This is a genomic window from Pantoea sp. (assembly GCF_028283705.1).
GTDB lineage: Bacteria > Pseudomonadota > Gammaproteobacteria > Enterobacterales > Enterobacteriaceae > Pantoea.
Genome location: NZ_JAPWKD010000021.1, coordinates 42,880 through 69,763, shown reverse-complemented (window position 1 = coordinate 69,763; position 26,884 = coordinate 42,880). Strand labels below are relative to the sequence as shown.

The window sequence follows — 26,884 nt, the reverse complement described above, 5'->3', positions numbered from 1 at the left end:
GTGCGGCCACATACTGGCACGCACCTGGCTAACTGCACAGAGGCAACTGTCCGAAACTCAGCCACCGTTGCGCTGATGGAGCGAGGCTGTCACCTTACGTAGCAACGGCGGGAGGTCGTCTTTATCCAGCACCACTTCCACCAGCGACAAATGCGCGTTACGCGCCAGTAACGCCATCACGCCTTCCAGCTGCACCGTTTCGCTCACGCGCCAGCTCTGCGCGGCACCCTCCAGACTGAGTGCCTGCGGCAGCGCGGTCCAGTTCCACTGGGCGATATCGTTGTAACGCTGATGCGCGCCGTGTATCGCCCGTTCGACGGTATAGCCCTCATTATTCAGAAGAAAAATAATCGGTTGCTGACCATCGCGCTGCATCGAACCCAGTTCCTGAATGGTTAACTGCGCCGAGCCATCGCCGATAATCAAAATCACGCGGCGATCCGGTTGTGCGGTTTGCGCACCAAAGGCTGCCGGTAAAGTATAGCCAATCGATCCCCACAGTGGCTGTACCAGCAACTGCGCATCCTGTGGTAACCGCAGCGCCGCAGCACCAAAGGCGGCAGTGCCTTGATCGGCCAGGATAATATCACCAGGTTGCAGAAACTGCTGCATCGTCTGCCAGAAAGCATTTTGCGTGATTAGCGCGTCCTCAACCGGCTCGCAGGTACTGATCGAGGTCTGCCCCAGTGCCCATTGCGCCCCGTACTGACGGAACAGTGGCTCCAGTGTACTGAGCGCCTGTGCCATGGTCAGCGGGGCAAAAGTTTCCCCCGCCACCACTGCATGGAAAGGTTGCAGATCGATAAGTCTGGCGGCTGGCAGATGCTGAGTAAAACCGGCGGTCAAGGTATCGGTGAAGCGCACCCCGACACAGATCGTGACATCCGTCTCCTCAATCGCCGATTGCACCTGCGGCGTACTGCCTTCAGCGGCATAGGTGCCAACAAAACCGGGCTGCTGTTCATCCAGCACCCCTTTGCCCATTAATAAGGTGGCAGCTGGAATAGCACGTATCTGGCGCAATGCTGCCAGCTGTGCCTGCAATTGCCAGCGTGATGCAAGGAAATCGGCCAGCAGCGCCACGCGCTGTGCTGGAGCCAGTAATCGTTCCGCAGCCTGAGCAAACGCCTCTGCCGCCGAAGCAGGGGTGCTAACAGAGGATGGCAGCTGCGGCAGTTCCACCTCCACCTCCGCCTGCTCCACATCCACCGCCATCAATAAATAACCGGGCCGGTGCTGATGAAGTGCCTCGCTGATCACACGATCAATTTCCTGAACCGCATTTTCCGCCGTCAGCACCGCAGTCGCGGCGCTGACTTCTTCCGCCATACGGCTGAAATGGCGAAAATCGCCATCACCTAGCGAATGATGGACGCAATCACCCTGTCGTTGTGCTTCGCTGGCTGGCGCGCCAACGATATGGATCACCGGGACATATTCCGCGTAACTTCCGGCAATCCCGTTAATCGCGCTCAACTCGCCAACGCCAAAAGTGGTGAGCAGTGCGGCCGCACCGTTGCAGCGGCCATAGCCATCCGCAGCATAAGACGCATTCAGCTCATTAGCACAGCCCACCCAGATCATCTCCGGATGATCAATCACGCTATCCAGGAACTGTAAATTGTAATCGCCCGGTACCCCAAACAGATGCCGGATGCCCGCCTGCTGTAAACGCAACAACAAGTATTCGCCAACTTTAAACGTTTTCATGCGCAGCCACTCCTTTGTGGGTTATATAAGGAGTATTACTGATTAGACTGAATTGGTTGGATTTTAACCATAATTACTCAGAATGATCTGTCAAGGTAACGTTACTAAAGGGAAAAATCCGTAAGTTGCGATCCCCCGCGCGTTCGCCATTTGTGTAAACGTATACACTGCTATGCTAATGACACTTTCCCTTTGCGACAGGAACGCTGCATGAGTGCTTTTCCCCATCCCGAACGCTATCAACAGATGCAATATCGACGCAGTGGACGTAGTGGCCTGAAATTGCCCGCAATTTCTCTCGGCCTGTGGCACAACTTTGGTGATAGCACCCGGGTTGATAACAGCCGCACGCTGCTGCGTCATGCCTTCGACCGTGGCATCACGCATTTCGACCTTGCGAATAACTACGGGCCACCGCCGGGTTCAGCGGAAGAGAATTTTGGCCGCATTCTGCGGGAAGATTTTCGTGGCTACCGCGATGAACTGGTGATCTCCACCAAAGCCGGTTACACCATGTGGGACGGCCCTTACGGTGACTGGGGGTCACGCAAATATCTGATTTCCAGTCTCGATCAAAGCCTGAAACGAATGGGGCTGGAGTACGTCGATATCTTTTATCATCACCGCCCGGATCCCGAAACGCCGCTGGAAGAAACCATGCGCGCGCTGGATCAAGTGGTTCGTCAGGGCAAAGCGCTGTATGCCGCGATCTCAAACTATCCGGCAGAGAAAGCCGCCGAAGCGATTGCCATCCTGCGTGACCTGGGCACTCCCTGCCTGATTCATCAGCCACGTTATTCGATGTTTGAACGCGCGCCGGAACAGGGCTTGCTGGATGTGCTGGGTGAGAATGGTGTGGGTTGTATCGCGTTCTCGCCGCTGGCTGGTGGCGTGCTGACTGACCGTTATTTGCAGGGCATTCCCGAAGATTCGCGTGTTGCCAGCGGCAGCAAGTTCCTGCGTGAAGATCAGCTGACGCAGGAAAAAATGGTGAAAGTTCGCGCCTTGCACGCCATCGCCCTGCAACGTGGGCAGAAGCTGGCGCAGATGGCATTGAGTTGGGTGCTGCGCGATGCGCGTGTCACTTCGGTATTAATTGGTGCCAGCAAAACTGCGCAAATTGATGACGCTGTTGACATGCTGAGCCAGCCGGAGCTGAGCCAGGAAGAACTTCAGGCTATCGCCGCAATTTTGATGTAACCGCTTTCCCGCCCGGCCAGCGCCGGGCGACGTCCTCAGCAGAAAACTCTTATTTCAGAAATTCCTCAGCGCTTTCAGACCGGTTCTTAAAGCTTTACTGGTTCGATATGGCAAACTAGCGCAACGGCAGCAACCGATAAGTTGCCGGAAAGGAGAATTATGAAACGTGGAATTTTGTTTGCCGCTTTGCTGGCAACGCTGTCCCCCCTGGCCCTACACTCAGCCCATGCCAGTGGCGCCACCATTAACCTGGCACCCGGCATCACCCTGCAATTAGGCGATCGCGATAATCGTGGTTATTACTGGGACGGTGGTCGCTGGCGCGAACCGCGCTGGTGGAACGATCGTTATCGCTACCAGGACCATCGCTGGTGGCGTCATGAAGAGTGGCGTCGTCATCAGGCGTGGGAGCGTGAGCGTGAACGTCGTCGCCATGAACGCTGGCGTTATGAACATCGTCATGACCACCATGATCGCGGTCGTGGCCATGATCATGACCGTTGGTGATTCATAAAAGGTGCGCTTGACGCGCACCTTTTTTATAACCCCAGCGCCTGCCCGACCAGCAGATAGATATTCAGCGTCACCACCAGCACCACAATCACCCAGCCAATGGTTTGCATCAGCCGTGAGTTGACCATCTCCTCACCCATCAGCTCACGATTGCCGGTGAAAAACAGCAGCGGCACCAGCGCCAGTGCGATACCAAAACTCAGCAACACCTGGCTGAGTATCAGAATCCGTGTCGGATCCCAGCCAGCCCAGATAACAATAAAGGAAGGCAGCATAGTAATGGTGCGACGCAGCCACAGCGGGATATGAAAACGGATAAACCCCTGCATCACCACCTGTCCGGCCAGCGTGCCGACCACGGTGGAAGAAAGACCGGCTGCCACCAGACTCAAACCAAATACCGTCGCCGCCGCGTGGCTTAACAACGGTTGCAACGTCAGGTAGGCCTGATCAAGATCGGCAATCCCGCTATGGCCACTAAAGTGAAAGGCTGCCGCGGCGGTTGCCATCATCGCCAGGTTAACAAATCCGGCAATGGTCATAGCGATAGCCACATCCAGTTTGGTGGAGGAGTAACGCTGTCCTTTGGTGCCCTGATTACCATATTGCGTCAACGCCGAATGCAGATAAATCACATGCGGCATGATGGTCGCCCCCAGCACACCGGCCGCGAGGAACACTGCATCAGAAGTCGGCAACGATGGCAGCGCCATGCCGGTGATAAGTTCACTGACCTTCGGCTGTGAGAAGAATAACTCAACAATATAAGCCGCCGCGACAAACATCAGCAGGCCGCCAATCACCAGTTCCAGTGGCTTTTGCCCGCGATTTTGCAGCATCAGAATCAGGTAAGTGGCAATGCCTGTCAGCACCGCCCCCTGCAATAGTGAGATACCCAGTAACAACTTAAAGCCGAGTGCAGCCCCAATAAATTCCGCTAAATCGGTGGCCATGGCGATGATTTCGGCCTGAACCCAGTAGAACCACACTGCTGGACGCGGAAAGCGGTCACGGATGTGTTCCGCGAGATTTTTGCCGGTGGCGATACCCAGCTTGGCCGACATGAGTTGGATCAGCGCAGCCATAATGTTTGCCCAGACCACCACCCACAGCAATTTGTAGCCGTAGGCAGCCCCCGCCTGGATATTGGTGGCAAAGTTACCAGGATCGATATAACCGATGGCCGCGATGAAGGCCGGTCCCAGCAACGCAAGTTTAACCTTTCTGGCTCCGCGAGCGGCGCGCTCTGCGGTGCGGCTTTCTGACATAGTTTTTGACCCTGTCTTAACGCTTGTTTACCCGCACAGGTTACGGGGCATTCAAGGCAAGTGAAATATGGTTATAGTTATCGCTTTAATAGATAGTGCTATAAAGTATAGCCTTTGCTATACCTTGCGGTAAAGTCAGGTTTTGCCAAAATTTACACAACAGGATTCAATCTACCCTCGGCTTATTTTATAGACAATCCCTTTGTGGTTATTTTTCTTGTAAAGGAGGTGTGAAGAACTTGTGATGGCTGAGACTTATCCGAGAAATATGTCGATACCGAATACTTATAATGTGGTTTAGATCTCGTTTTTAAGTAACGCGTTACATAGAATACGCAGCAAAATACAACCCTCCTCAAATTTGGAGCCGACATGTCCCATATTTTGCACTTTCTTTTAGCATTGGTGGTGGTAGCCGTGCTGGCCTTGCTGGTCAGTCACGATCGTAAAAGCATCCGTATTCGCTATATCGTTCAGCTTCTGGTAATTGAAGTTCTGCTTGCCTGGTTCTTCCTGAACTCTGAAGCCGGCCTCGGGTTCGTAAAAGGGTTTGCTGGCCTGTTTGACCATCTGCTGAAGTACGCAGCAGAAGGCACCAACTTCGTGTTCGGCAACATGAATGAAAAAGGCCTCGCCTTCTTCTTCCTTAATGTTCTGTGTCCGATCGTCTTTATCTCTGCCCTGATCGGTATTTTGCAACATTTCCGCATCCTGCCATGGGTGATTCGTGGCATCGGGACTGTGCTGTCAAAAATCAATGGCATGGGCAAACTGGAATCCTTTAACGCCGTCAGCTCTCTGATTCTGGGACAATCAGAAAACTTTATCGCCTATAAGGATATCCTCGGCAAAATGTCACAGCGCCGCATGTACACCATGGCGGCCACCGCGATGTCGACGGTGTCTATGTCGATCGTGGGCGCTTATATGACCATGCTGCAACCGAAATATGTCGTTGCCGCGCTGGTGCTGAACATGTTCAGTACCTTTATCGTGCTGTCGCTGATCAACCCGTACCGCGTTGATAGTGAAGAAGATCTGCAATTGCAGGATCTGCACAAAGGTCAGAGCTTCTTCGAAATGCTGGGCGAATACATCCTGGCCGGTTTCCGCGTGGCGATTATCGTTGCCGCTATGCTGATCGGCTTTATCGCCCTGATTTCCGGCCTGAATGCGTTGTTTGATGTGATTTTCGGCATCAGCTTCCAGGGCGTGCTGGGTTATGTATTCTACCCGTTTGCCTGGGTGATGGGTGTGCCGTCTAACGAAGCGTTGCAGGTTGGCAGCATCATGGCGACCAAACTGGTTTCTAACGAATTCGTGGCGATGATGGATCTGCAAAAAATTGCCGGCCAGCTCTCTCCGCATGCGGAAGGTATTCTGTCGGTGTTCCTCGTTTCTTTCGCCAACTTCTCTTCTATCGGCATTGTTGCTGGTGCGATTAAAGGCCTGAACGAAGAACAAGGCAATGTGGTTTCCCGCTTTGGTCTGAAGCTGCTGTACGGCTCTACCCTGGTGAGCGTGCTTTCTGCCGCGATTGCCGGTCTGGTGCTGGCATTCTGATGCACGGGGCGAGCTGCGGCTCGCCCTTCTCTTCTTAATTATTCCTATCCGTTATATCTCATTTTTTCACGCCTCTCGCCGCGCCCGCTCCTGCTTCATCATTCCACGCAAAACCTTTGCACAATATTGAATTTCCGTTGCCACCGCCTGCGCCCGTAGCTTTTCTCACTGACGTCACATCAGGAGAACAGCATGAGCATTCAATTTCTTGGCATGATTGGCCACCGCCTCGCCTCCGAGATCATCCCGGCCAGCGGCCCGTTATTTGATAAAGATTATATTGCCCGCTTTGCCCGCGCCCATGAAGACGCTGGCTTTGACCGTATTCTGGTCGGTTACTGGTCCGATCAACCCGATGGGTTCCTGGTGACCGCCCACGCGGCGGCCCATACCAGCAAACTGAAATTTCTGCTGGCGCACCGCCCGGGCTTTGTCGCCCCCACGCTGGCCGCGCGTAAACTGGCTTCGCTCGATCATCTTACCGATGGCCGTCTGGCGGTGCATATCATCAGTGGCGGCAGCGATAGCGAACAACGTCGCGACGGCGATTTCCGCAATAAAACCGAACGCTATGCACGAACCAATGAGTTTCTCACGGTGCTGAAGCAGAGTCTGGAATCGACGCAGCCCTACGACCACCAGGGGACGTACTATCAGGCCGAACAGGCCTTTTCCGCCATCAAACCCCTGCAGAAAAAGCTGCCGATTTATTTCGGCGGTTCTTCAGCGGAAGCCATTGACGTCGCCGCGCGTCATGCCGATGTGTTTGCGTTGTGGGGCGAGCCGCTTAAAGGCGCGGAAGAAACGGTACGCAACGTGAGTGCCGCTGCGGCGCAACAGGGAAGGAACATCGATTTCAATATTTCCTTCCGTCCGATTCTCGGCAAAACCGAAAAGGAAGCCTGGGAACGTGCCGAATATATCCGCGCCACCGCCGAAAAACAGCTGGCAGAAACCGGTTATACCTTCGGTCTGCCTAAACCTCAGAGTGTCGGTGCGCAACGCCTGCTGGCTGCCGCTAACGAAGGCGATCGGCTGGATAAAGTGCTGTGGACTGGCGTCGCCAAACTGGTGAAGGGGGGCTACAACTCGACAGCGTTGGTGGGAACGCCAGAACAGGTGTCGGATGCGCTACTCGATTACTATCGCCTCGGCATTCACAGCGTGTTGATTCGCGGCTTCGATCCGCTCAATGACGTAGTGGAATATGGCCGCGAGCTGCTGCCGCTGACGCGGGAAAAAGTGGCTGCCCTCGATAGCAAAGAAAAAAGGAGCGCCTGATGCGCCTGGCTGCTTTATTTGTTGGTCTGACTCTGGCGTTATCGCTCAACCCGCTGTTTGCGGCTGAAAAAGTCACCCTGCGGCTGGGAGATGTCAAAGGTGACCGCTTTGCCGCGCTGAAAGCCTCTGGTGAACTCAACAACCTGCCATACGATCTCAAACTGACGGCGTTCGATTCCGGTGCGCCAGTGCAGGAGGCCCTGAACGCAGGCGCACTGGATGTCGGTTTCACCGGCGATCTGCCGTTCCTGTTTGTCTATGCCGCCGGTGCGCCGGTTAAAGCCGTGGGGGCGTGGCAAAACAATCCCGATAGCATTGCCCTGCTCACCCGTCCCAATGCCGGGGTGCACAGTCTGCAAGATCTGAAAGGCAAACAAATTGCGGTGAACCGCGGCGGATGGGGCCACTATCTGATCCTTGGCCTGCTGGAACGCGCCGGCCTGAAACCTGACGATGTCACGCTGCGTTTTCTCGGCCCGGTTGATGGCCGTGCCGCGTTAACTTCCGGCGCGGTTGCCGCCTGGGCTCCGTGGGAACCGTACATTGCCACCTCCACTGCCGTGGATGGCACGCTGCGTGTACCGCAGGGGGGCGGTAAGGGGATTATGTCTGGCTACTCTTACGCGCTGGCGCGCGATGAAGCGCTGAGCAATCCGGGAAAGCGCAAAGCCATTGCCGATTTGCTGGTGCGTTTAGCTAAAGCCCAGGTATGGGCGCAGCAGCATCCCGAAGAGTTCGCCCGCGTGCTGGGTAAAACCCTCAACATGCCGACGAACATCACTGCCAGCTGGATTGCGGATGCGCGCATCCGTCCTTTGGTGTTTGACGCCAGCCTGATCGGCACCCTGCAAAAATCAGCGGATTTCTTCCACCGCTACCAGGTGCTGCCAAAACAGGTCGATGTCAGCAAAGCCTTTGATTTCAGCCTCGCGGCGGGAGCTAACCAGGTGGCGAAAAGTGCCCAGGGGGATAAATCGTGAGTGAGCTTCAGCATCAGCGTTTGCGAACCTTTGTCGGTAATCTGGCGCAATTGCTCGATAGCCAGCCCGATGAACAAACCATTTTACAACGCGGCAGCAACTGGCTGAGCGAGTTAATTCGTCATGATGACTGGCTGGATGAAGCCTTCTCCCAACCACATGCGCAGCATTATCAACAATATTTACTCTACGCCGATGCACAGCAACGCTTCTCGGTCGTGAGCTTTGTCTGGGGGCCGGGCCAGCAAACTCCGATTCACGACCATCGCGTCTGGGGTTTGATTGGCATGCTGCGCGGTGCCGAAATTTCCCAGTCATGGCAAGCAGGACCGCAGGGGTTGCAACCGGAAGGCCCGCCAGTGCGGCTTGAACCCGGCAGCGTGGAGGCGGTGTCACCCACCGTGGGTGATATCCATCGCGTCAGCAATGCCTTTGATGACCGCGTGTCCATCAGCATCCACGTTTATGGCGCGAATATTGGCGCAGTGAAGCGCGCGGTGTATCGCGAGGATGGCAGCGAAAATGTGTTTATCTCCGGTTACAGCAACCGTTATTTACCAAACATCTGGGATCTTTCACATGACTAAACCGGTTTTCCCGTTGCGCCAGGTGGCCGACATTATTGCAGCGCTGCGCCAGCAGCAGGAAGTGGCTCTGGTGGATGTACGCGATGAAGCGTTGTATGCCACTGGTCATCCGTTGTTTGCGGTGAACATTCCCTTGTCCAAACTGGAGCTGGAGTGGCTGGATCGTATCCCCCGGCGTGAGACAGCCATCACCTTGTACGATAATGGCGAAGGTCTGGCACAAACAGCGGCGGAACGTATATCCGCGCTGGGTTATCACAACGTCGCGCTGCTGGCTGGCGATTTGCAGGGCTGGCAGGATGCGGGTGGTGAGCTGTTTATTGACGTTAATTCCCCCAGCAAAGCCTTTGGTGAACTGGTGGAACATCATAACCAGACACCGTCGCTGGCGGCTGATGAGGTACATGCGTTGCTGGCAAGCGGCAACAATGTGGTAGTGCTGGATGCGCGTCGTTTTGATGAATACCAGACCATGAGTATTCCTGGTGCGACCAGCGTACCGGGCGGTGAACTGGTGCTGCGGGTACGCGACCTGGCCCCTTCACCGAATACCACGGTGATCGTGAACTGTGCGGGCCGTACCCGCAGCATTATCGGCACGCAATCGCTGGTGAATGCCGGTATCCGTAACCCGGTTTATGCACTGCGCAACGGCACTATCGGCTGGACGTTGGCCGGGCATCCGCTCGAGACAGGACAGACACGCCGTTACGAAACCACCAGCGAAACCGTCCAGCGACAGGCCGCAGCTCAAGCGCGTCAGTTGGCTGACCAGGCAGGCGTGGAGCGTATTCACCTCTCTGCCCTGGCGGGTCTTCAGCAGGAAAACCGCACCACCTATCTGTTCGATGTCCGTGATGCGCAGGAGTATGCAGCAGGCCATCTGCCAGGCAGCCGCCATGTCCCCGGCGGACAACTGGTGCAGGAGACCGATCATTACGCCAGCGTTCGTGGTGCGCGGATTGTGCTGATCGATGATGACAACGTCCGCGCCAATATGGCGGCATCCTGGCTGGTTCAACTTGGCTGGCAGGTCGCGGTGCTGGATGGATTACAACCCAGTGACTTCAGCGCTAGCGGGCCATGGCAGCCGCAGCTCCCCCCCGTCGCCCATCCCGAGTTTGTTTCACCAGAGCTACTCGCCAGCTGGCTGGATGAGGGGCAAACTCAGGTGCTGGATTTCACTACGCGCACCAATCATCTCAACAGTCATATCCCCGGTGCCGCCTGGCTGCTGCGATCAACTCTGCAACAACAGGGAAAAGCGTTGCTTCCCGAGGCGCGGCGTTATGTGCTGACCTGCGGTAGCAGCTTGCTGGCGGGGTATACCGTTGAACAGGTCGCTGAACTGACCGGGAAGCCGGTCTATGTCCTGGCGGGCGGGAACGCCGCCTGGCGCGCAGCGGGTCTGCCGACTGAGCAGGGAACACAACTGTTGCTGTCACCGGCGATAGACCGTTATCGCCGCCCGTATGAAGGCACCGATATCGCACCCGAGGTGATGCAGGCGTATCTTGATTGGGAATATGGCCTGGTGGCACAGTTGGATCGCGATGGGACGCATGGGTTCCGCGTACTGAAACCGGTCGCACAAGGCTAGCGTTGTGCAAGGGTAGCGGCGGGATTTTTCGGCATTGCGCGATAAATCGCGCCGCTACGGTTATGCAGGATTTTGATTAATCAAACAGCCAACGCCCGGCTTTGGCGGAATCAATCAACATCTGGATCGTCAGCGGTTTAGGGTCAGCTTGAGAAATTTTTTGCGATTTTGGACGAATAAAGTTAGGCAGTATGCCTTTTTCATAGGGCCAGTATGAAAGGAAGTTGAAGTCATTACTGTCAACATTGAAGTGCTGAAAGTAGTCTTTCATGATTTCGTCACCTGTCTCTCTCGCCCAGGGATATTTACCTGTGTTCAGACTCGTTTCTGGCGTTAATACGGGTGCCGATTTTGCGAAGAGAGGCTTAACGTTGTAGCTCGTTTCATACCATTCGGTAACCGCGTTTTCGATATCCGTTACCATATACGATCCTCCTCTCTGGCAATTCGGTTGTAGGTGTTAAGAGAGTTAAACCCTATCCATGCAACGTCATTCATCACAAAGGCAATACTGAGAATGGGTATCCAGCGGCCAGCGAAAGCGCCCAAATTAGTGACATAACTAAAGCGTAAATTGCGGATACTTTCGTTGGTTAAGGTAGGCCAGCGGTTAACACGATACTTTAACCAGCGTCGAAGGTTTTCACTGAGAATGGATGTTCCTGGCGTCGCGCCTGCTGGCTTACCTCTGGTACTTTGCGTTGGTTGTCCCAGGTTGCTTTTGAGCCTCTTCCAGAAAGACGAAAAAGAATAATTCTCCGGCAGAGAGATTGGTTAATCCTTTATAAAAATACGTCCCATCCAGCTGTTCCGTGGTATCCATTCCTGAAACTCCATTTCATTAAAGATTTCTTATCATAAAATCCTGTCCGGAAGGTGTCCAGATTAAAAAAACAGCAATGGGAAACCGTTACGCAGCTATAAGGCTCGCAGGAATGACAAAACCAGATAACGTCATTTCGATGTTTGGAAGATTGGGTAGTTTTATAACGAATTGATTGCAATGAATCAGGATGAATGGTGGAGATAAGCGGGATCGAACCGCTGACCTCTTGCATGCCATGCAAGCGCTCTCCCAGCTGAGCTATACCCCCACATCTGGAATCGTTTTTTCAATGCCAAACCCCTGGGAAGAAGTTTGGTGGAGCTAAGCGGGATCGAACCGCTGACCTCTTGCATGCCATGCAAGCGCTCTCCCAGCTGAGCTATAGCCCCGCACCGAAAAAACCGCCGAGTCACCTCGACGGACGGCATAATATGAAACCCATTCCTGGGTGTCAACGTCAAATTTCGGTTCTGTGTTCAATCGCTGAAAAAGGCGGCAAACCCGCGCCGCGCTGGCTTTTTTTTCATCATCGCCGGGCTTTTGCCAGATATCCCCCTTCCCCCGTTCATAACCCACAAGGTTAACCATGCGTTAATCATGTTAGGAGAAATCTTGTTTTCGTTAAAAGGGAGTGTAAACTTAGCACGCTAATTAACCGGTCACCGACCAGGGTTTAACCTTTTGCCGGTTAGCACCTTCCCTTTGCCAATAAAAGAAAAGTGAGTTTATGTCGCTGCATACACCAAAAGAGATCGCCCAGCTGGCGATTCAGTCTGGCGTGGTAAAAAGCCAGGCATCCGTTTCAACTTTATTGATTCTCGGCTTTATGGCGGGTGCATTTATTGCAACCGGCTTTCTGCTCGATCTCCATGTGATTAACCAACTCCCTGCCGACTGGGGTTCCTTTGGCGGATTTCTCGGTGCGGCAGTGTTCCCCGTCGGGCTGATTCTGACCGTGCTGGCCGGTGGTGAGCTGCTGACCGGTAATATGATGACCATGCCGATTGCCTGGTTCGCACGTCGCGTTAGTGGCTTTAGCGTGCTGCGTAACTGGTTCTGGGTCACCATTGCTAACTTTCTCGGCAGTATCGCTGTCGCCTGGTTCTTTGGTCATATGCTCGGCATGACAGAAGGCGACTACCTGAAGAAAACCGTCGCGATTGCTACGGCCAAAGTGAATGCCGACTTCCTGCATGCCTTTATCTCTGGCATCGGTTGTAACTGGCTGGTGTGTCTTGCCGTCTGGCTGGCCTTCGCCAGTAAAGATGTGGTGGGAAAAATTTTCGGCATGTGGTTCCCGGTGATGGCATTCGTCGCGATTGGCTTTCAGCACGTGGTGGCAAACATGTTTATCGTGCCTGCCGCGATTTTTGCCGGACAGCTTAGCTGGGCTGAATACCTGCCGAATTTCGTTGCGGTGTTCCTGGGCAACGGGGTTGGCGGTGCGATTTTTGTCGGCCTGACCTACTTCATCGCCTTCCGTCCCGCACAAGCGGCAGCAACCGAAGCCTCTTAATCGATTTATGCCTTTTGCCGGATGGCAGGAGGCATTTTCCTTCGTGGTTACTTTTTCCTGTAACGTTTTGTTGTAATATGTAGAGCTAATGTATTTAACAGGGAAAGCGTCGTGAAAAAGGAATGGCTAACACCCGAAGAACTCGCGCTGGAAACGGGCTACAGTCGGCAGACTGTTAACAAATGGATTAAACGCGAAAACTGGACAACCACGCCCAAGCCCGGTGTACAGGGCGGTAAGGCACGATTGATCCATATCGATGAACGCGTGAAAAGCTTTATCCAATCCACCCGCCATGCGAACGAACCGGCAGCTCATTACGGTGCACAGCAAAATACGTTACCTGCGTTATTAATAAATTCTGTCCAGCAAATGACAGCAGCCGAACAGGAACAACTGGTGGCGCTTCTGCTACGGGAAGGGATTCGAGGCGTGTTACAACGGCTGGGAATTCAGGAAAAATAAAAAAGCCGGGAGCAGATGCTTCCGGCTTTTTTTATGCCTGTCAGAGGTTAACGCAGAACATTATGCCTGGGCCTCGCGCTCGGCAATAAAGGCCAGCGCTTTTTCGATACGTGCCACGCTGCGGCTGCGGCCAATAGCCTGGACAGTCACATCCAGCGCCGGAGACTGACCCGCACCGGTCACGGCAACGCGCAACGGCATACCGACTTTGCCCATCCCCAGCTCCAGTTCGTCTGCTGCGCCCTGAATGGCGTGATGCACATTCTCTGCGGTCCAGTCGTTGTCGCTGATGGCAGCCAGTTTGTCACGTACCACTTCCAGCGGCTGACGCGCAACCGGACGCAGGTGTTTCTTCGCGGCGTCGGCATCAAAGGCATCGAACTCTTCATAGAAGTAACGGCAGGATGCCGCAATCTCTACCAGAGTCTTACAACGCTCGCCCAGCAGGGTAACCAGTTTCGCCAGTTCCGGACCGGTACGGGTATCGATGTTCTGCTGTTCAATATGCCATTGCAGATGCGTCGCCACATATTCCGGCGGCAGGGTATTAATGTAGTGATGGTTCAGCCACTGCAATTTTTCAGTATTGAAGGCACTGGCCGATTTGCTCACCGCATCGAGGGTAAACAGTTCGGTCATTTCCGCCACGCTGAAGATTTCCTGATCGCCATGTGACCAGCCCAGACGCACCAGATAGTTGAGCAGCGCTTCCGGCAGGTAGCCATCATCACGATACTGCATCACCCCTACCGCGCCATGACGTTTGGACAGCTTTTTACCGTCATCACCGAGGATCATTGATACGTGCGCGTACACAGGAACTTCAGCACCAATCGCTTTCAGGATGTTGATCTGACGCGGCGTGTTGTTGATATGGTCTTCGCCTCGGATAACGTGGGTGATACCCATATCCCAGTCGTCCACCACCACACAGAAGTTATAGGTCGGCGAACCATCGGTACGACGAATGATCAGGTCATCCAGCTCCTGGTTGCTGAACTCAATCGGTCCACGAATCTGATCATCAAAAATGACAGAGCCATCCTGCGGGTTGCGGAAACGCACCACACAAGGTTCGTCAGCAGCATGATGTTCATGGCTGTCGCGGCAACGGCCGTCGTAACGCGGCTTTTCACCCTTCGCCATCTGTTCTTCACGCAACGCTTCCAGGCGCTCTTTGGAGCAGTAACATTTATAAGCAGTGCCAGCCACCAGCATCTCATCGATCACCGCGTTGTAGCGATCAAAGCGTTTGGTCTGGTAGTAAGGACCTTCGTTCCAGTCGAGGCTCAGCCAGTTCATGCCATCCATAATGGCTTCGATGGCTTCCGGTGTGGATCGCTCCAGATCGGTATCTTCGATACGCAGAACAAATTCGCCCTTGTTATGACGAGCATAAAGCCAGGAGTAAAGAGCAGTACGAGCACCGCCCACATGCAGATAGCCAGTGGGGCTGGGTGCGAAGCGAGTTTTGATTTTCATTCAGCATTGCCTTAAATGCGCGGAGGTTCGTTGTCTGGATGACAAAAAACAGGTTAACGCGAAAAAACAGTGGGCATATTCTAGCAGCTGACCGTGATTCCTCAATGATTGTCGCGGTGGGTGCTGCCGGAGAGAGCCAGTTTTCTGCTAATAAAACCAGCACATTGGCTAAAAGCCCTGCAGGATGTTTAATTTTAAAGCGAACGCACATTTATGTTTTAAAAAGCGTTGACTCACTTCGAAGGATCCCTATAATGCGACTCCACACAGCGGGGGTGATTAGCTCAGTTGGTAGAGCATCTCCCTTACAAGGAGGGGGTCGGCGGTTCGAGCCCGTCATCACCCACCACTCTTAAGGTGGCCCGCAGTGAACAAGAGATAAGATATGGGTGATTAGCTCAGTTGGTAGAGCATCTCCCTTACAAGGAGGGGGTCGGCGGTTCGAGCCCGTCATCACCCACCATATCTTAGTCAGATGACACTCTTGTTAAGTAGTACCGAAGTGGGTGATTAGCTCAGTTGGTAGAGCATCTCCCTTACAAGGAGGGGGTCGGCGGTTCGAGCCCGTCATCACCCACCACTTCGGGTCGTTAGCTCAGTTGGTAGAGCAGTTGACTTTTAATCAATTGGTCGCAGGTTCGAATCCTGCACGACCCACCAATGTAGAAAGGCGCCCTAAAGGCGCCTTTTTGCTATGCCTGCAAAGTGCAGGATGAGAACCTGCTGCAGGTTCGACTGAATCGCCGGGAGCGATTCAGGCTGATGCGTCAGCATCACCCGCAGGGCGAGGCCCCGGATGGGCCGAGGCACATCCTGCACGACCCACCAATGTAGAAAGGCGCCCTAAAGGCGCCTTTTTGCTATGCGACGAAAACCTCGTCAGCCCCTTTGCAAATTCCTTTCGCAACCTTAACACTTCGTGCCCTCATGTGATTTTATCCCCTTGCCGATAACGACTGTGAACTATTGCAAGGAGAAAACCATGAGTACCATTTCAAGTGTGTCCAGCAGTGTCAGTAGTAGTAGCAGTGCCGGCAATACCTCACAAATTGCCAGCCTGAATAAACAAATCCAGAGTCTCACCAAAGAACTCAAAGATCTGTCCAGTGATGACACCCTGACTGATGAGCAAAAATCAGCGCAGGAGCAAATGATTCAGTCGCAGATTCAGATGATTGAGGCGCAGATCACGCAAATCGAGCAGCAGGCGACGCAAAAAGCACAGCAACAGCAGGAGCAGCAACAAAAGCAAGATACCTCCTCTTCCACCAGCACCAAGGCTGATGGAATCAACCGTCCTACCGATACCAATCAAATCAACGTTTACGTTTAAAACGCTGGTTTGAGGGAACGTTGTTGCGTCAGCAGCTCTGCCTGCTGACGCACTTCCTGCCAGATGGCTTCTGCCGCGGGTGTCAGCGAGCGGTTTCTGCGCTTAATCAACATCAGGCTGCGATTGATTTCAGGATACAGCCGCCGCACCGTCAGTTTCCGTCCGGAAGGCAACGGTAACGCCAGCGCCGGTAAGATACTGATGCCAATTCCTGCCTCAACCATCGGATACAGCGTCGCCGGGTGACCAATCTCCTGCACCACATTCACCGCAATCGACTGCTGCTGCAAAGCGGCATCAATCAGCGCACGGCTGCCGGAAGCATAATCCTGCAACACCATCGTTCGCCCCGCTAACATCGCCCATTGCGGCTGAGTATCCTGAGCCAGCACATCATCTTCCCGGCATAGCAGCAAAAATGGTTCATTCATGATGGTCTGATAATCAAAATCGCTATCGCTGATCGGCCCAATAATCAGGCCAAAATCGACCTCAGCGTTACGCACGCTTTGCAGCACCCATTGCTGGGCACGATCATGCAGAATCACGCGAATGTCTGGATAGTGTTGCTGACAGCTGGCGAGGCATTGTGGCATCAGATGGGCAGACGGTGTCTGGCTGGCAGCGACCCGTACCGTCCCACTGCGTTGTTCGCCATAGCTGCGCACATCCTGCACCGTGGTGTTTAGCTCCTCCAGCAGCCGCTCAAGCCGCGTTGCCAATTGCTGCCCGGCCTCGGTCAGTTGCACCTCACGGGTGGTACGATCCAGTAACCGCACTCCCATCTCCGCCTCCAGCTCTTTAATACTGTGGCTGACCGCCGACTGACTAAGGCCAATCACCTGCCCCGCCTGGCTGAAGCTGCCGTACTTCGCAACGGCGACAAAGGTGCGCAACTGGCGTAACGTGTAATTCATCGATAGCGCTCATAGATTGATGCAATAAATCAATTTTATTTCTAAACCCAGCTAGCGCACAATCAGCAACATCATTTTTTGCTTAACCGGATTGTAACAATGGGATTTTTACGACTCGACCCGATGATGGTCAAACTCATCATCACCGTGCTGCTGGCCAGCTTCTTACCGGCCAAAGGCGGGTTTGTCGATTTCTTCGAATGGCTGACCACCGCCGCCATCGCCCTGCTGTTCTTTATGCATGGCGCTAAGCTGTCACGCGAAAAAATCATCGCCGGTAGCAGCCACTGGCGGCTGCATTTATGGATTATGTGCAGCACCTTTGTGCTGTTCCCGATCCTCGGCCTGTTGCTGGTGTGGTGGCATCCGGTTGATGTGAGCACCGATATCTATACTGGCTTCATTTATCTGTGTATTTTGCCTGCTACCGTGCAGTCGGCGATTGCCTTTACCTCAATGGCTGGCGGTAACGTCGCCGCGGCGGTATGCAGCGCCTCTGCCTCCAGCCTGCTGGGTGTTTTTGTCTCACCGCTGCTGGTTAACCTGGTGATGAATGTGCACAGTGATGCACCGAGCAACGGTCTGGAGCAGATTGGCAAAATCATGCTGCAATTGCTGGTGCCTTTTGTGCTGGGTCACATCTCACGCCGCTGGATTGGTGGTTGGGTAGAAAAACATCGCAGCCTGATTGGCAAAACCGATCAGACCTCGATTCTGCTGGTGGTTTACTCCGCCTTTAGTGAAGCGGTGGTTAACGGCATCTGGAATCGTGTCGGCGTGGATACCCTGCTGTGGATCCTGGCGGGCAGCCTGCTGCTGCTGGTGGTGGTTCTGCTGATCAACCTCGGAGCTTCACGTCTGTTCGGCTTCAAACGTGCTGATGAGATTACGGTATTGTTCTGCGGCTCGAAAAAGAGTCTGGCAAACGGCGTGCCGATGGCCAATATCCTGTTCCCGGCCAGCAGCGTGGGGATTATCGTGCTACCGCTGATGATCTTCCACCAGGTACAGCTGATGGTCTGTTCATTCATCGCACAACGCTATAAAACCAGCAACGAAAAACATCTGGCGCAGCAGCAACAGGCTGAAGCACAAAAATCCTGATAAAAAGGCCCGCATGCGGGCCTTGTTCTTTTATTCACTGCGTTTCAGCGGCTTCACCAGACCTTCCAGTCCTTCGATCTTGATCGCCAGCGTTATCTGCATCAGCTCCCCGAGTTTACCGGCGGGAAACTCACCGCCACGGGCAAACCACAACAGATACGGCTCTGGCAGGTCGATCAGCATTCTGCCTTTGTATTTGCCAAATGGCATCGGCGTGTTGGCGATCTCAATCAGCTGCTGCTTTTCCATATCAGGCTCCGAGCAGGCGAATCATCTCTGCTTCGTCAATCACCGCAATGCCCAGTTCCTGGGCCTTCGCCAGCTTAGAACCCGCAGCTTCACCGGCAATCAATAAGTCGGTTTTCTTCGACACGCTACCGCTGACTTTAGCACCCAGCGCCGTTAGTCGCGCCTTCGCATCATCACGGTTCATCTGCGACAGCGAGCCGGTTAATACCACAGTTTTGCCGGCGAACGGGCTATCAATTTCTTCAGCATTGACCACTTCAACCTGCGGCCAATGTACGCCCATCTGTTCCGTCAGCTCGCGGATAACCTCACGGTTGCTTTCCTCATCCATAAAATTACGTACGTGGCTGGCGACCACTTTGCCGACATCCTGTACCGCAATCAGCGCATCCAGATCAGCATCCATCACCTTTTCCAGCTCGCCGAAATGGTTTGCCAGGTTAGCGGCCGTGGCTTCGCCGACTTCACGTATGCCGAGCGCATAGAGAAAGCGTGGCAGCGTGGTGAATTTGGCTTTCTCCAGTGCATCGACCACATTCTGCGCCGACTTCGGCCCCATACGGTCCAGCCCGGTGAGTTTACCCGCCGTCAGACGGAACAGATCGGCAGGGGTTTTGACGTATTCTTTTTCCACCAGCTGGTCGATGATTTTGTCACCCATGCCATCAACATCCAGCGCACGGCGCGATACAAAGTGCTTCAGCGCTTCTTTGCGCTGGGCACCGCAAATCAACCCGCCGGTACAGCGTGTTACTGCTTCGCCTTCGACACGCTCAACATCAGAACCACATACCGGACAGTGGCTGGGGAACACGATTTCACGCGTATCGTCCGGACGCTCGGATTCCACCACATTCACCACCTGCGGGATGACATCGCCTGCGCGACGAATCACGACTTTGTCGCCAATACGCAGCCCGAGTCGGGCGATTTCATCGGCGTTATGCAACGTCGCATTGCTGACGATCACCCCGGCGACCTGCACCGGCTCCAGACGCGCCACCGGCGTGATGGCCCCGGTACGACCTACCTGAAACTCAACATCGCGCACGAAGGTCAACTGCTCCTGGGCGGGAAATTTGAACGCTACGGCCCAGCGCGGTGCACGTGCGACAAAGCCCAGCTGCTCCTGCAATGCCAGCGAATCGACCTTGATAACCACACCATCAATATCAAAACCCAGCGTGGGGCGATCCTGTTCAATCTGACGATAAAATTCCAGCACCTGATCGGCATTGTTAGCCAGACGGATACGGTTGCTGACGGGTAAGCCCCAGGCTTTAAACTGCTCCAGACGCCCAAGGTGGCTGGCCGGCATTTCACCGCCTTCCAGCAGGCCAAGGCCGTAGCAGAAAAAGGTCAGTGGGCGCTTAGCGGTGATACGCGGATCGAGCTGGCGCAGTGAACCTGCGGCCGCATTACGCGGGTTGGCAAAAACTTTGGCTCCGGTGCGACGCGCTTCCTCATTGAGTTTTTCGAAACCGCTTTCCGTCATAAAGACTTCACCACGGACTTCAACACGCGCCGGAATGTTGTCACCCCGCAAACGCAGCGGAATCGCATGAATGGTACGCACATTGGCGGTGATATTTTCCCCGGTGGTGCCGTCGCCACGGGTCGCGGCACGCACCAGTACGCCCTCTTCATACAGCAGGCTCACCGCCAGACCATCCAGCTTGAGCTCACAACAGTAGACCAGATCATCGCTGCTTTTCAGACGATCCTGAACGCGTTTGTTAAAGGCGAGGAAGCCCGCTTCGTCGAAAGTATTATCCAGCGACAGCATAGGCACTTCATGGCGTACCTGGTCGAAAGCCGCCAGTGGCTCAGCACCTACACGTTGCGTCGGCGAATCCGGCGTGACCAGATCGGGATGCACTCCCTCCAGCTCACGCAGCTGCGCCATTAATCGGTCATACTCTGCATCCGGGACTTCCGGCGTATCCATCACATGGTAGAGATATTCGTGGTGACGTAACGTGGTGCGCAGCGCGGTGATCTGCTCCTGAACCGATTTCATAGTGCCTCATCCGATAAAAAACCCCCGACAGGCGGGGGTTATAAGTAGAGATTTTTTAACGCCTGTGCAGGTTATCAGCCGATAACCTCACGAATACGCGCTTTGTAGGTTTCCAGCTTTTGCGGCGTCATCATACGACGCTCATCATCCAGCACCACGCCACCCACGTCATCCGCGATGCGTTGCGCAGATTGCAGCATCAGTTTGAAGTTCTGGTTCGCATCCCCGTAAGAAGGCACCATCATAAAGATAGAAACGCCAGGGGTGCTGAAATCGCCCATCTCATCCGGATTGAACGATCCAGGCTTCACCATATTGGCCAGGCTAAACAACACCGGACCACTGCCTGCCGGGCTGAGGTGGCGATGGAAAATATTCATTTCACCGAACTGGAAGCCTGCCTGCAGAATTCCCTGCAACAACGCTTCACCATTCAGTACGCCACCCGTATGGGCAGCAACATGCAGTACCAGCACTGCTTCTTTCTTACTGCCAGCTGCAGCAGGCTGCGGCTGTTTTTCTTCATGGGCAACCGGCGCAGCTGCATGCGGCTCAGGTTGTTCAGCAGCCTGGAATTCAGGTGCCGGTTGTGTGGCGGCGAGCGGATCCTGATCCAGCAACGGATCGGCCTGAATCGGCTGAGGCTGCGGTGCCGGCCGTGCCACTGGTGCTACCGGCGTCTCAGGCTGCTGGCGCACTTCAGGCTCCGCATCAAACAGCGGATCACGCGCGACTGGCGCTTCCTGACGCGGTGCAGGCTGACGAACAGGTTCCGGCGCACGCGGCGCGCTGGCAGGCTTATTATCCGGATAGCCGCCAAACTCAGGTTCATCGTGCGTGTCATGATCGCGACGAACACGAACTTCGCCGACGCCTTCATCATCGTCGCTCAGCAGATCATCATCCGCTTCTTCGCGTTGTTTCAGACGTTTGTGCGGGCGATCGCGAAACACAGAAGAGCGCTCTTTACGGCTGGTCCACAGTCCGTGAAGTAGCAGCGCTATTATGGCGATCGCGCCAACAACGATTAATATCAGACGCAAATCCTGCATCATTGTATTCTCTGTTGTTCCAATACCTTGCCACCACGGCAAACTTTACCCTCTAACTGTATTTGCCCAGCTACACAAGTGCAAGTCTGTGCAGTATTTTCTGACAAATAAGATAGCTCCCCCACGCTTTTTTGCTGTTTTTTCGCACAAAGCGCCCCGGTTGCCGATAAAAAGCCAGGAAAAGCCAGGTTATGATGTTTGCGCCCGCACACATATGGAGAAAGACCCGTTATGCCCGCTGAGAATTCGGTCTCATCATTTAATGGTATCCATTACTTCGCCGAGGGATGGAAACTGGTGCGTCTGCCTGGCATTCGCCGTTACGTCATTATCCCCCTGCTGGTCAACATTCTGCTGCTGGGTGGTGCCTTTATCTGGCTGTTTAAGCGCCTCGGGCTTTGGATTCCGCAATTCATGGCGCACATTCCAGACTGGCTACAGTGGCTCAGCTATCTGCTATGGCCACTGACCGTGATTTCGATTGTGCTGATATTCAGTTACTTCTTCTCCACCATTGCCAACTTAATTGCTGCCCCCTTTTGTGGCCTGCTGGCGGAGCAATTGGAAGGACGTTTAACCGGGAATCCGCTGCCCGATAGCGGCTGGGTCGCCATGCTGAAAGACGTCCCACGCATCATGAAACGTGAAATACAGAAGCTGGGTTACTATTTGCCACGCGCATTTGGTCTACTGTTGCTCCACTTTATCCCGGGCTTTGGTCAAACCGTGGCACCACTTTTATGGTTCCTGTTCAGCGCCTGGATGTTGTCAGTGCAATACTGCGATTATCCCTTTGATAACCACAAAGTGAGTTTTGCCCGCATGCGCAGTGCGTTACGCCAGCATAAAACCGCCAATATGCAGTTTGGTGCGCTGGTGAGCCTGTTCACCATGATCCCGATTGTCAATCTGGCCATTATGCCGGTCGCCGTATGTGGTGCCACGGCAATGTGGGTGGATCGTTATCGCCTGCAACATCAGCGTCATTAATCCATCAAAGAGCCTTATGCTTTTTTGCATGGGGCTTATGGTTGTGGGCTATATAGATATACGATTTCTTTCCTTCCGCACTCAGGCAGAAAAGGTATGCTCTGAGGGTTCCCAATATTTCATACAGTTAAGGACGAGCTATGAGTAAGATCTATGAAGACAACTCGCTGACAATTGGTCATACGCCGCTGGTTCGACTGAACCGCATCGGTAACGGCCGCATTCTGGCGAAGGTCGAGTCCCGTAACCCGAGCTTCAGCGTCAAATGCCGTATCGGTGCCAATATGATTTGGGACGCAGAAAAACGCGGCATCCTGAAACCTGGCGTAGAACTGGTTGAACCCACCAGCGGTAACACCGGTATTGCCCTGGCCTATGTGGCAGCCGCGCGTGGTTACAAGCTGACGCTGACCATGCCGGAAACCATGTCGATCGAACGTCGTAAACTTTTGAAAGCGCTGGGTGCCAATCTGGTATTGACCGAAGGTGCGAAAGGCATGAAAGGTGCCATCGCCAAAGCGGAAGAGATTGTTGCCGGCGACCCGGATAAATTTGTCCTGCTGCAGCAGTTCAGCAACCCGGCTAACCCGGAAATCCATGAAAAAACCACCGGCCCGGAGATCTGGGAAGATACCGATGGTGCCGTGGACGTGTTTATCGCCGGTGTCGGTACTGGCGGCACGCTGACCGGTGTCAGCCGCTACATCAAAAACACCAAAGGGAAGAAAGACCTGATTTCGGTGGCAGTCGAACCCACCGATTCCCCGGTAATCGCTCAGGCGCTGGCTGGTGAAGAGATCAAACCGGGTCCGCACAAAATTCAGGGTATCGGTGCTGGCTTCATCCCAGGTAACCTTGACCTGAAACTGGTTGACCGGGTTGTTGCCATCACCAATGACGAAGCGATCAGCACCGCACGTCGTCTGATGGAAGAAGAAGGCATCCTCGCCGGTATCTCCTCAGGTGCAGCCGTCGCCGCCGCGCTGAAGTTGCAGGAAGACGAAGCATTCGCCAACAAAAACATTGTGGTGATCCTGCCGTCCTCTGGCGAGCGTTACCTTAGCACTGCGCTTTTTGCTGATCTGTTCACCGAAAAAGAGCTGCAACAGTGACGGTCAAAGTCTGAAAGTGGCGAAAAAAGCACCCGAATGGGTGCTTTTTTGTGGCTCAGATCTCACTTTTACCACCTGGCAGATTGCTTTCAGTGACGAGGGTCTGGTATTTAAGCAGCCAATTATTTCGATGCCTGAAATTAATCGGGCTTTGAAGTGGATCAAGCTGAATCGATTTACTGATTTGGCGATACGGCGAATCACGGCATAATGGGCAGATGGAGCGATCATCTCTGCTTTTGATCCTTCACCTGAAATGACGCTCTCATTCATGCGCATTTTTTGGTCATCTGTGATGCCTGACCCGCGCACCTACACAGGCTAAAGTTACGGCTCCAGGCTAGACTTTAGATCCATAACACCAAACCTGATAAAGTTGGGGAAATAGAATGTTCCAGCAAGAAGTTACCATTACCGCACCGAACGGCCTCCACACTCGTCCTGCAGCTCAGTTCGTTAAAGAAGCCAAGGCTTTCCAGTCAGAAATCACCGTGACTTCCAATGGCAAATCCGCCAGCGCGAAAAGCTTGTTCAAACTGCAGACACTGGGTCTCACTCAGGGTACGGTTGTTACGCTGTCTGCCGAAGGTGAAGATGAGCAGCAAGCGGTTGAACACCTGGTAAAACTGATGGCTGAGCTGGAGTAATCCGCTCAGTTTGTAACTAAACCGACTCCTTTGCCCCATTGAGTGCAAACATCTTGATCGCGGACAACCTGTCCGCGTTATTGCTTCCGTAGATTGACTTATCCGCGACAATGGCAATGCATCGGGTCAACGAGCCATCGTGATTATAAAGGTAGAGTTATGATTTCAGGCATTTTAGCATCACCGGGTATCGCTTTCGGCAAAGCACTGCTGCTGAAGGAAGATGAGATCGTCATCAACCGTAAAAAGATTTCTGATGACCAGGTTGAGCAGGAAGTACAGCGCTTCCTTGATGGACGCAGCAAAGCTGCTTCTCAGCTCGAAGCCATCAAAATCAAAGCCGGTGAAACCTTCGGTGAAGAAAAAGCGGCGATCTTTGAAGGTCACATCATGCTGCTGGAAGACGAAGAGCTGGAGCAGGAAATCATCGACCTGATCAAGAAAGATCGCGCGACTGCTGATGCTGCTGCCCACTCCGTCATTGAAGGCCAGGCGAAAGCGCTGGAAGAACTGGATGACGAATACCTGAAAGAACGTGCGGCTGACGTACGTGACATCGGTAAACGCCTGCTGCAAAACATCCTTGGCCTGCACATCGTTGACCTGAGCGCCATCGAAGAAGAATCCATTCTGGTGGCGAAAGATCTGACACCATCAGAAACCGCGCAGCTGAACCTGAAAAAGGTACTGGGCTTTATCACCGATCTCGGTGGCCGCACCTCTCACACCTCCATCATGGCGCGTTCTCTCGAACTGCCTGCGATTGTTGGCACCGGTAGCGTGACCACCACGGTGAACAATGGCGATTTTCTGATTCTGGATGGCGTAAACAACAAAGTTTACATCAACCCGACAGCAGACGTACTGGAAGAGCTGAAAGCCATCCAGACGCAATATTTGTCTGAAAAACATGAACTGGCGAAACTGAAAGATCTGCCGGCGATCACGCTGGATGGTCATCAGGTTGAAGTGTGCGCCAACATCGGTACTGTCCGTGATGTAGCCGGTGCCGAGCGTAACGGTGCCGAAGGTGTGGGCCTGTATCGTACCGAGTTCCTGTTTATGGACCGCGATTCACTGCCGACTGAAGAAGAACAGTTCCAGGCTTACAAAGCCGTGGCTGAAGCCATGGGCTCACAGGCCGTCATCGTCCGTACCATGGATATCGGTGGCGACAAAGATCTGCCCTACATGGACCTGCCGAAAGAAGAAAACCCGTTCCTCGGCTGGCGTGCGATTCGTATCGCCATGGACCGCAAAGAGATTCTGCACGCCCAGCTGCGCGCGATCCTGCGTGCCTCTTCGTTTGGCAAACTGCGCATCATGTTCCCGATGATCATTTCCGTGGAAGAAGTTCGCTTCCTGAAAGCAGAACTGGACATGCTGAAAGCGCAGCTGCGTGAGGAAGGTAAAGCCTTTGATGAAACCATCGAGATGGGCATCATGGTAGAAACACCGGCTTCCGCAGTGATTGCCCGCCATCTGGCGAAAGAAGTCGATTTCTTCAGTATTGGGACAAACGACCTGACGCAGTATACTCTGGCGGTCGATCGTGGTAATGATTTGATTTCTCACCTCTATAACCCAATGTCGCCTTCCGTTCTGGGCCTCATCAAGCAAGTGATCGATGCATCACATGCCGAAGGGAAATGGACCGGCATGTGTGGTGAGCTGGCTGGTGATGAACGTGCTACACTACTGTTACTGGGAATGGGGCTGGACGAATTCAGCATGAGTGCCATTTCAATCCCGAGCATCAAGAAAATTATTCGTAATACCAATTTTGAAGATGCGAAGGCATTGGCGGAGCAGGCTCTGGCTCAACCCACAGCAGATGATTTGATGAGCCTGGTTAACAAGTTCATCAAAGAAAAAACACTCTGCTGATCCGCGAGACGCTGGCCCCAAATTACTGCTTAGGAGAAGATCATGGGTTTGTTTTCTAAACTTTTTGGCGACAAAACAGAAAGCGCTTCCGGAACTATTGAAATCGTAGCGCCTCTGTCAGGCGAAATCGTGAATATTGAAGACGTACCAGATGTGGTATTCGCGGAGAAAATTGTCGGTGACGGTATCGCCATCAAACCCTCAGGCAACAAAATGGTTGCCCCGGTTGATGGGACTATCGGCAAAATTTTCGAGACTAACCACGCATTTTCAATCGAGTCTGACAACGGCATCGAGCTGTTTGTCCACTTCGGTATCGACACGGTTGAACTGAAAGGTGAAGGCTTCAAACGTATCGCTGAAGAAGGCCAGAAAGTGAAAAAAGGCGACGTGGTGATCGAATTTGATCTGCCGCTGCTGGAAGAGAAAGCAAAGTCCACGCTGACGCCGGTTGTGATCTCTAACATGGATGAGATCAAAGACCTGATCAAACTCTCTGGTCCGGTTACCGTGGGTGAAACCCCGGTGATTCGCATCAAGAAATAATTCGCAGTCTGGATAGTAAAACGGCACCCAATGGGT

Annotated in this window: 25 protein-coding genes, 6 tRNA genes, 1 other RNA gene and 1 pseudogene; 21 read left to right on the top strand and 12 right to left on the bottom strand. The window is 53.8% G+C overall.

Annotation, left to right across the window (positions count from 1 at the left end; genetic code table 11):
* Nucleotides 1–57: 57 nt before the first annotated feature.
* On the bottom strand, nucleotides 58–1,710 hold the full coding sequence (locus PW844_RS18865) for a thiamine pyrophosphate-binding protein (protein WP_299455175.1): 1,653 nt from the start codon (nucleotides 1,708–1,710) through the stop codon (nucleotides 58–60).
* A 210-nt stretch (nucleotides 1,711–1,920) separates the two neighbouring features.
* Here PW844_RS18865 and mgrA point away from each other — a divergent pair, with 210 nt between their 5' ends.
* Together mgrA and PW844_RS18855 are read left to right on the top strand one after the other, a co-directional pair.
* Nucleotides 1,921–2,910, top strand: coding sequence for an L-glyceraldehyde 3-phosphate reductase (gene mgrA, locus PW844_RS18860; RefSeq protein ID WP_299455173.1), 990 nt, complete (start codon nucleotides 1,921–1,923; stop codon nucleotides 2,908–2,910).
* Nucleotides 2,911–3,069: 159 nt separating this feature from the next.
* A complete protein-coding gene (locus PW844_RS18855) occupies nucleotides 3,070–3,417 on the top strand; it encodes a DUF2502 domain-containing protein (protein WP_299455171.1) in 348 nt (115 codons plus the stop codon).
* A 32-nt stretch (nucleotides 3,418–3,449) separates the two neighbouring features.
* Here PW844_RS18855 and PW844_RS18850 read toward each other — a convergent pair whose 3' ends face one another.
* The gene (locus PW844_RS18850) at nucleotides 3,450–4,691 is read right to left on the bottom strand and encodes an Nramp family divalent metal transporter (RefSeq protein ID WP_299455169.1); all 1,242 of its coding nucleotides are present in this window, start codon (nucleotides 4,689–4,691) and stop codon (nucleotides 3,450–3,452) included.
* Nucleotides 4,692–5,063: 372 nt separating this feature from the next.
* Here PW844_RS18850 and PW844_RS18845 point away from each other — a divergent pair, with 372 nt between their 5' ends.
* The 5 genes from PW844_RS18845 to PW844_RS18825 all read left to right on the top strand — a co-directional run bounded on the left by PW844_RS18845 (nucleotide 5,064) and on the right by PW844_RS18825 (nucleotide 10,702).
* Nucleotides 5,064–6,254 (top strand): NupC/NupG family nucleoside CNT transporter, encoded by a 1,191-nt coding sequence (locus tag PW844_RS18845; protein ID WP_013509976.1) that lies wholly within the window; start codon nucleotides 5,064–5,066, stop codon nucleotides 6,252–6,254.
* Nucleotides 6,255–6,446: 192 nt separating this feature from the next.
* Entirely contained in the window at nucleotides 6,447–7,535 is a 1,089-nt protein-coding gene (locus PW844_RS18840; RefSeq protein WP_299455164.1) for an LLM class flavin-dependent oxidoreductase, read from the top strand.
* Entirely contained in the window at nucleotides 7,535–8,515 is a 981-nt protein-coding gene (locus tag PW844_RS18835) for an ABC transporter substrate-binding protein (protein ID WP_299455161.1), read from the top strand. The genes PW844_RS18840 and PW844_RS18835 overlap by 1 nt, the downstream gene beginning before the upstream one ends.
* Nucleotides 8,512–9,102 (top strand): cysteine dioxygenase, encoded by a 591-nt coding sequence (locus PW844_RS18830; protein ID WP_299455159.1) that lies wholly within the window; start codon nucleotides 8,512–8,514, stop codon nucleotides 9,100–9,102. The genes PW844_RS18835 and PW844_RS18830 overlap by 4 nt, the downstream gene beginning before the upstream one ends.
* Nucleotides 9,095–10,702: a rhodanese homology domain-containing protein gene (locus PW844_RS18825; protein ID WP_299455156.1), complete on the top strand. Its 1,608-nt coding sequence runs from the start codon at nucleotides 9,095–9,097 to the stop codon at nucleotides 10,700–10,702. Before PW844_RS18830 ends, PW844_RS18825 begins: the two co-directional genes overlap by 8 nt.
* A 76-nt stretch (nucleotides 10,703–10,778) precedes the next feature.
* Here the strand turns inward: PW844_RS18825 and PW844_RS18820 are convergent, their stop codons facing one another.
* The 4 genes and pseudogenes from PW844_RS18820 to PW844_RS18805 all read right to left on the bottom strand — a co-directional run bounded on the left by PW844_RS18820 (nucleotide 10,779) and on the right by PW844_RS18805 (nucleotide 11,917).
* Entirely contained in the window at nucleotides 10,779–11,126 is a 348-nt protein-coding gene (locus PW844_RS18820) for a DUF1493 family protein (RefSeq protein WP_299455153.1), read from the bottom strand.
* A pseudogene (locus PW844_RS18815) lies at nucleotides 11,120–11,525 on the bottom strand (STM2901 family protein). Before PW844_RS18815 ends, PW844_RS18820 begins: the two are co-directional and overlap by 7 nt.
* A 195-nt stretch (nucleotides 11,526–11,720) precedes the next feature.
* Nucleotides 11,721–11,796 (bottom strand) — tRNA-Ala (locus PW844_RS18810).
* A 45-nt stretch (nucleotides 11,797–11,841) separates the two neighbouring features.
* A tRNA-Ala gene (locus PW844_RS18805) sits at nucleotides 11,842–11,917 on the bottom strand.
* A 338-nt stretch (nucleotides 11,918–12,255) separates the two neighbouring features.
* Between PW844_RS18805 and PW844_RS18800 the strand changes: the two genes are divergently transcribed.
* Complete coding sequence (locus PW844_RS18800; RefSeq protein ID WP_299455151.1) at nucleotides 12,256–13,044, top strand: formate/nitrite transporter family protein; 789 nt, start codon at nucleotides 12,256–12,258, stop codon at nucleotides 13,042–13,044.
* A gap of 111 nt (nucleotides 13,045–13,155) precedes the next feature.
* Entirely contained in the window at nucleotides 13,156–13,509 is a 354-nt protein-coding gene (locus PW844_RS18795) for a YfeC-like transcriptional regulator (RefSeq protein WP_084876212.1), read from the top strand.
* A gap of 60 nt (nucleotides 13,510–13,569) precedes the next feature.
* Here PW844_RS18795 and gltX read toward each other — a convergent pair whose 3' ends face one another.
* Entirely contained in the window at nucleotides 13,570–14,991 is a 1,422-nt protein-coding gene (gltX, locus tag PW844_RS18790; RefSeq protein ID WP_299455147.1) for a glutamate--tRNA ligase, read from the bottom strand.
* A 273-nt stretch (nucleotides 14,992–15,264) separates the two neighbouring features.
* Between gltX and PW844_RS18785 the strand changes: the two genes are divergently transcribed.
* The 6 genes from PW844_RS18785 (at nucleotide 15,265) to PW844_RS18760 (ending at nucleotide 16,324) form a co-directional block, all read left to right on the top strand.
* A tRNA-Val gene (locus tag PW844_RS18785) sits at nucleotides 15,265–15,340 on the top strand.
* Between the two features lie 38 nt (nucleotides 15,341–15,378).
* A tRNA-Val gene (locus tag PW844_RS18780) sits at nucleotides 15,379–15,454 on the top strand.
* 41 nt (nucleotides 15,455–15,495) lie between these two features.
* Nucleotides 15,496–15,571 (top strand) — tRNA-Val (locus PW844_RS18775).
* A gap of 4 nt (nucleotides 15,572–15,575) precedes the next feature.
* Nucleotides 15,576–15,651: transfer RNA gene (locus PW844_RS18770), tRNA-Lys, on the top strand.
* 31 nt (nucleotides 15,652–15,682) lie between these two features.
* Nucleotides 15,683–15,819, top strand: a non-coding RNA gene (locus PW844_RS18765) — RtT sRNA.
* Nucleotides 15,820–15,973: 154 nt separating this feature from the next.
* Entirely contained in the window at nucleotides 15,974–16,324 is a 351-nt protein-coding gene (locus tag PW844_RS18760) for a FlxA-like family protein (RefSeq protein WP_299455144.1), read from the top strand.
* Here PW844_RS18760 and PW844_RS18755 read toward each other — a convergent pair.
* Entirely contained in the window at nucleotides 16,321–17,241 is a 921-nt protein-coding gene (locus PW844_RS18755; protein ID WP_299455142.1) for a LysR family transcriptional regulator, read from the bottom strand. The two genes, PW844_RS18760 and PW844_RS18755, sit on opposite strands and share 4 nt — an antisense overlap.
* Nucleotides 17,242–17,340: 99 nt before the next feature.
* Between PW844_RS18755 and PW844_RS18750 the strand changes: the two genes are divergently transcribed.
* A complete protein-coding gene (locus PW844_RS18750) occupies nucleotides 17,341–18,345 on the top strand; it encodes a bile acid:sodium symporter family protein (RefSeq protein WP_299455139.1) in 1,005 nt (334 codons plus the stop codon).
* Between the two features lie 30 nt (nucleotides 18,346–18,375).
* On the opposite strand, the gene PW844_RS18745 is transcribed toward PW844_RS18750, so the two are convergent.
* The 3 genes from PW844_RS18745 to zipA all read right to left on the bottom strand — a co-directional run bounded on the left by PW844_RS18745 (nucleotide 18,376) and on the right by zipA (nucleotide 21,669).
* A complete protein-coding gene (locus PW844_RS18745; RefSeq protein ID WP_084876217.1) occupies nucleotides 18,376–18,594 on the bottom strand; it encodes a DUF3820 family protein in 219 nt (72 codons plus the stop codon).
* 1 nt (nucleotide 18,595) lies between these two features.
* The gene (gene ligA, locus PW844_RS18740; protein ID WP_299455132.1) at nucleotides 18,596–20,614 is read right to left on the bottom strand and encodes an NAD-dependent DNA ligase LigA; all 2,019 of its coding nucleotides are present in this window, start codon (nucleotides 20,612–20,614) and stop codon (nucleotides 18,596–18,598) included.
* 74 nt (nucleotides 20,615–20,688) lie between these two features.
* Complete coding sequence (gene zipA, locus PW844_RS18735) at nucleotides 20,689–21,669, bottom strand: cell division protein ZipA (protein ID WP_299455130.1); 981 nt, start codon at nucleotides 21,667–21,669, stop codon at nucleotides 20,689–20,691.
* A 228-nt stretch (nucleotides 21,670–21,897) separates the two neighbouring features.
* On the opposite strand from zipA, the gene cysZ reads away from it, so the two are divergent.
* Complete coding sequence (cysZ, locus tag PW844_RS18730; protein WP_299455127.1) at nucleotides 21,898–22,656, top strand: sulfate transporter CysZ; 759 nt, start codon at nucleotides 21,898–21,900, stop codon at nucleotides 22,654–22,656.
* A gap of 140 nt (nucleotides 22,657–22,796) precedes the next feature.
* Nucleotides 22,797–23,768 carry a cysteine synthase A gene (cysK, locus tag PW844_RS18725; protein WP_299455125.1) on the top strand — a complete coding sequence of 324 codons (972 nt, stop codon included), beginning with the start codon at nucleotides 22,797–22,799 and terminating at the stop codon, nucleotides 23,766–23,768.
* Between the two features lie 3 nt (nucleotides 23,769–23,771).
* On the opposite strand, the gene PW844_RS18720 is transcribed toward cysK, so the two are convergent.
* Nucleotides 23,772–24,047 carry a hypothetical protein gene (locus PW844_RS18720; protein WP_299455122.1) on the bottom strand — a complete coding sequence of 92 codons (276 nt, stop codon included), beginning with the start codon at nucleotides 24,045–24,047 and terminating at the stop codon, nucleotides 23,772–23,774.
* Nucleotides 24,048–24,157: 110 nt separating this feature from the next.
* On the opposite strand from PW844_RS18720, the gene ptsH reads away from it, so the two are divergent.
* The 3 genes from ptsH to crr all read left to right on the top strand — a co-directional run bounded on the left by ptsH (nucleotide 24,158) and on the right by crr (nucleotide 26,848).
* Nucleotides 24,158–24,415 carry a phosphocarrier protein Hpr gene (ptsH, locus tag PW844_RS18715; RefSeq protein WP_007889063.1) on the top strand — a complete coding sequence of 86 codons (258 nt, stop codon included), beginning with the start codon at nucleotides 24,158–24,160 and terminating at the stop codon, nucleotides 24,413–24,415.
* Between the two features lie 159 nt (nucleotides 24,416–24,574).
* Nucleotides 24,575–26,302, top strand: a complete 1,728-nt coding sequence (gene ptsI / locus PW844_RS18710) for a phosphoenolpyruvate-protein phosphotransferase PtsI (protein ID WP_299455098.1) — start codon at nucleotides 24,575–24,577, stop codon at nucleotides 26,300–26,302.
* 42 nt (nucleotides 26,303–26,344) lie between these two features.
* Nucleotides 26,345–26,848, top strand: a complete 504-nt coding sequence (crr, locus tag PW844_RS18705; RefSeq protein ID WP_084876224.1) for a PTS glucose transporter subunit IIA — start codon at nucleotides 26,345–26,347, stop codon at nucleotides 26,846–26,848.
* The last annotated feature ends 36 nt before the right edge of the window (nucleotides 26,849–26,884 follow it).

What these genes read in the sequence shown, in the direction of transcription:
- PW844_RS18865 (WP_299455175.1), bottom strand. Translation starts at nt 1,710, where the DNA reads ATGAAAACGTTTAAAGTTGGCGAATACTTGTTGTTGCGTTTACAGCAG.
- mgrA (WP_299455173.1), top strand. Translation starts at nt 1,921, where the DNA reads ATGAGTGCTTTTCCCCATCCCGAACGCTATCAACAGATGCAATATCGA.
- PW844_RS18855 (WP_299455171.1), top strand. Translation starts at nt 3,070, where the DNA reads ATGAAACGTGGAATTTTGTTTGCCGCTTTGCTGGCAACGCTGTCCCCC.
- PW844_RS18850 (WP_299455169.1), bottom strand. Translation starts at nt 4,691, where the DNA reads ATGTCAGAAAGCCGCACCGCAGAGCGCGCCGCTCGCGGAGCCAGAAAG.
- PW844_RS18845 (WP_013509976.1), top strand. Translation starts at nt 5,064, where the DNA reads ATGTCCCATATTTTGCACTTTCTTTTAGCATTGGTGGTGGTAGCCGTG.
- PW844_RS18840 (WP_299455164.1), top strand. Translation starts at nt 6,447, where the DNA reads ATGAGCATTCAATTTCTTGGCATGATTGGCCACCGCCTCGCCTCCGAG.
- PW844_RS18835 (WP_299455161.1), top strand. Translation starts at nt 7,535, where the DNA reads ATGCGCCTGGCTGCTTTATTTGTTGGTCTGACTCTGGCGTTATCGCTC.
- PW844_RS18825 (WP_299455156.1), top strand. Translation starts at nt 9,095, where the DNA reads ATGACTAAACCGGTTTTCCCGTTGCGCCAGGTGGCCGACATTATTGCA.
- PW844_RS18820 (WP_299455153.1), bottom strand. Translation starts at nt 11,126, where the DNA reads ATGGTAACGGATATCGAAAACGCGGTTACCGAATGGTATGAAACGAGC.
- PW844_RS18800 (WP_299455151.1), top strand. Translation starts at nt 12,256, where the DNA reads ATGTCGCTGCATACACCAAAAGAGATCGCCCAGCTGGCGATTCAGTCT.
- gltX (WP_299455147.1), bottom strand. Translation starts at nt 14,991, where the DNA reads ATGAAAATCAAAACTCGCTTCGCACCCAGCCCCACTGGCTATCTGCAT.
- PW844_RS18760 (WP_299455144.1), top strand. Translation starts at nt 15,974, where the DNA reads ATGAGTACCATTTCAAGTGTGTCCAGCAGTGTCAGTAGTAGTAGCAGT.
- PW844_RS18755 (WP_299455142.1), bottom strand. Translation starts at nt 17,241, where the DNA reads ATGAATTACACGTTACGCCAGTTGCGCACCTTTGTCGCCGTTGCGAAG.
- PW844_RS18750 (WP_299455139.1), top strand. Translation starts at nt 17,341, where the DNA reads ATGGGATTTTTACGACTCGACCCGATGATGGTCAAACTCATCATCACC.
- PW844_RS18745 (WP_084876217.1), bottom strand. Translation starts at nt 18,594, where the DNA reads ATGGAAAAGCAGCAGCTGATTGAGATCGCCAACACGCCGATGCCATTT.
- ligA (WP_299455132.1), bottom strand. Translation starts at nt 20,614, where the DNA reads ATGAAATCGGTTCAGGAGCAGATCACCGCGCTGCGCACCACGTTACGT.
- zipA (WP_299455130.1), bottom strand. Translation starts at nt 21,669, where the DNA reads ATGATGCAGGATTTGCGTCTGATATTAATCGTTGTTGGCGCGATCGCC.
- cysZ (WP_299455127.1), top strand. Translation starts at nt 21,898, where the DNA reads ATGCCCGCTGAGAATTCGGTCTCATCATTTAATGGTATCCATTACTTC.
- cysK (WP_299455125.1), top strand. Translation starts at nt 22,797, where the DNA reads ATGAGTAAGATCTATGAAGACAACTCGCTGACAATTGGTCATACGCCG.
- PW844_RS18720 (WP_299455122.1), bottom strand. Translation starts at nt 24,047, where the DNA reads ATGCGCATGAATGAGAGCGTCATTTCAGGTGAAGGATCAAAAGCAGAG.
- ptsH (WP_007889063.1), top strand. Translation starts at nt 24,158, where the DNA reads ATGTTCCAGCAAGAAGTTACCATTACCGCACCGAACGGCCTCCACACT.
- ptsI (WP_299455098.1), top strand. Translation starts at nt 24,575, where the DNA reads ATGATTTCAGGCATTTTAGCATCACCGGGTATCGCTTTCGGCAAAGCA.
- crr (WP_084876224.1), top strand. Translation starts at nt 26,345, where the DNA reads ATGGGTTTGTTTTCTAAACTTTTTGGCGACAAAACAGAAAGCGCTTCC.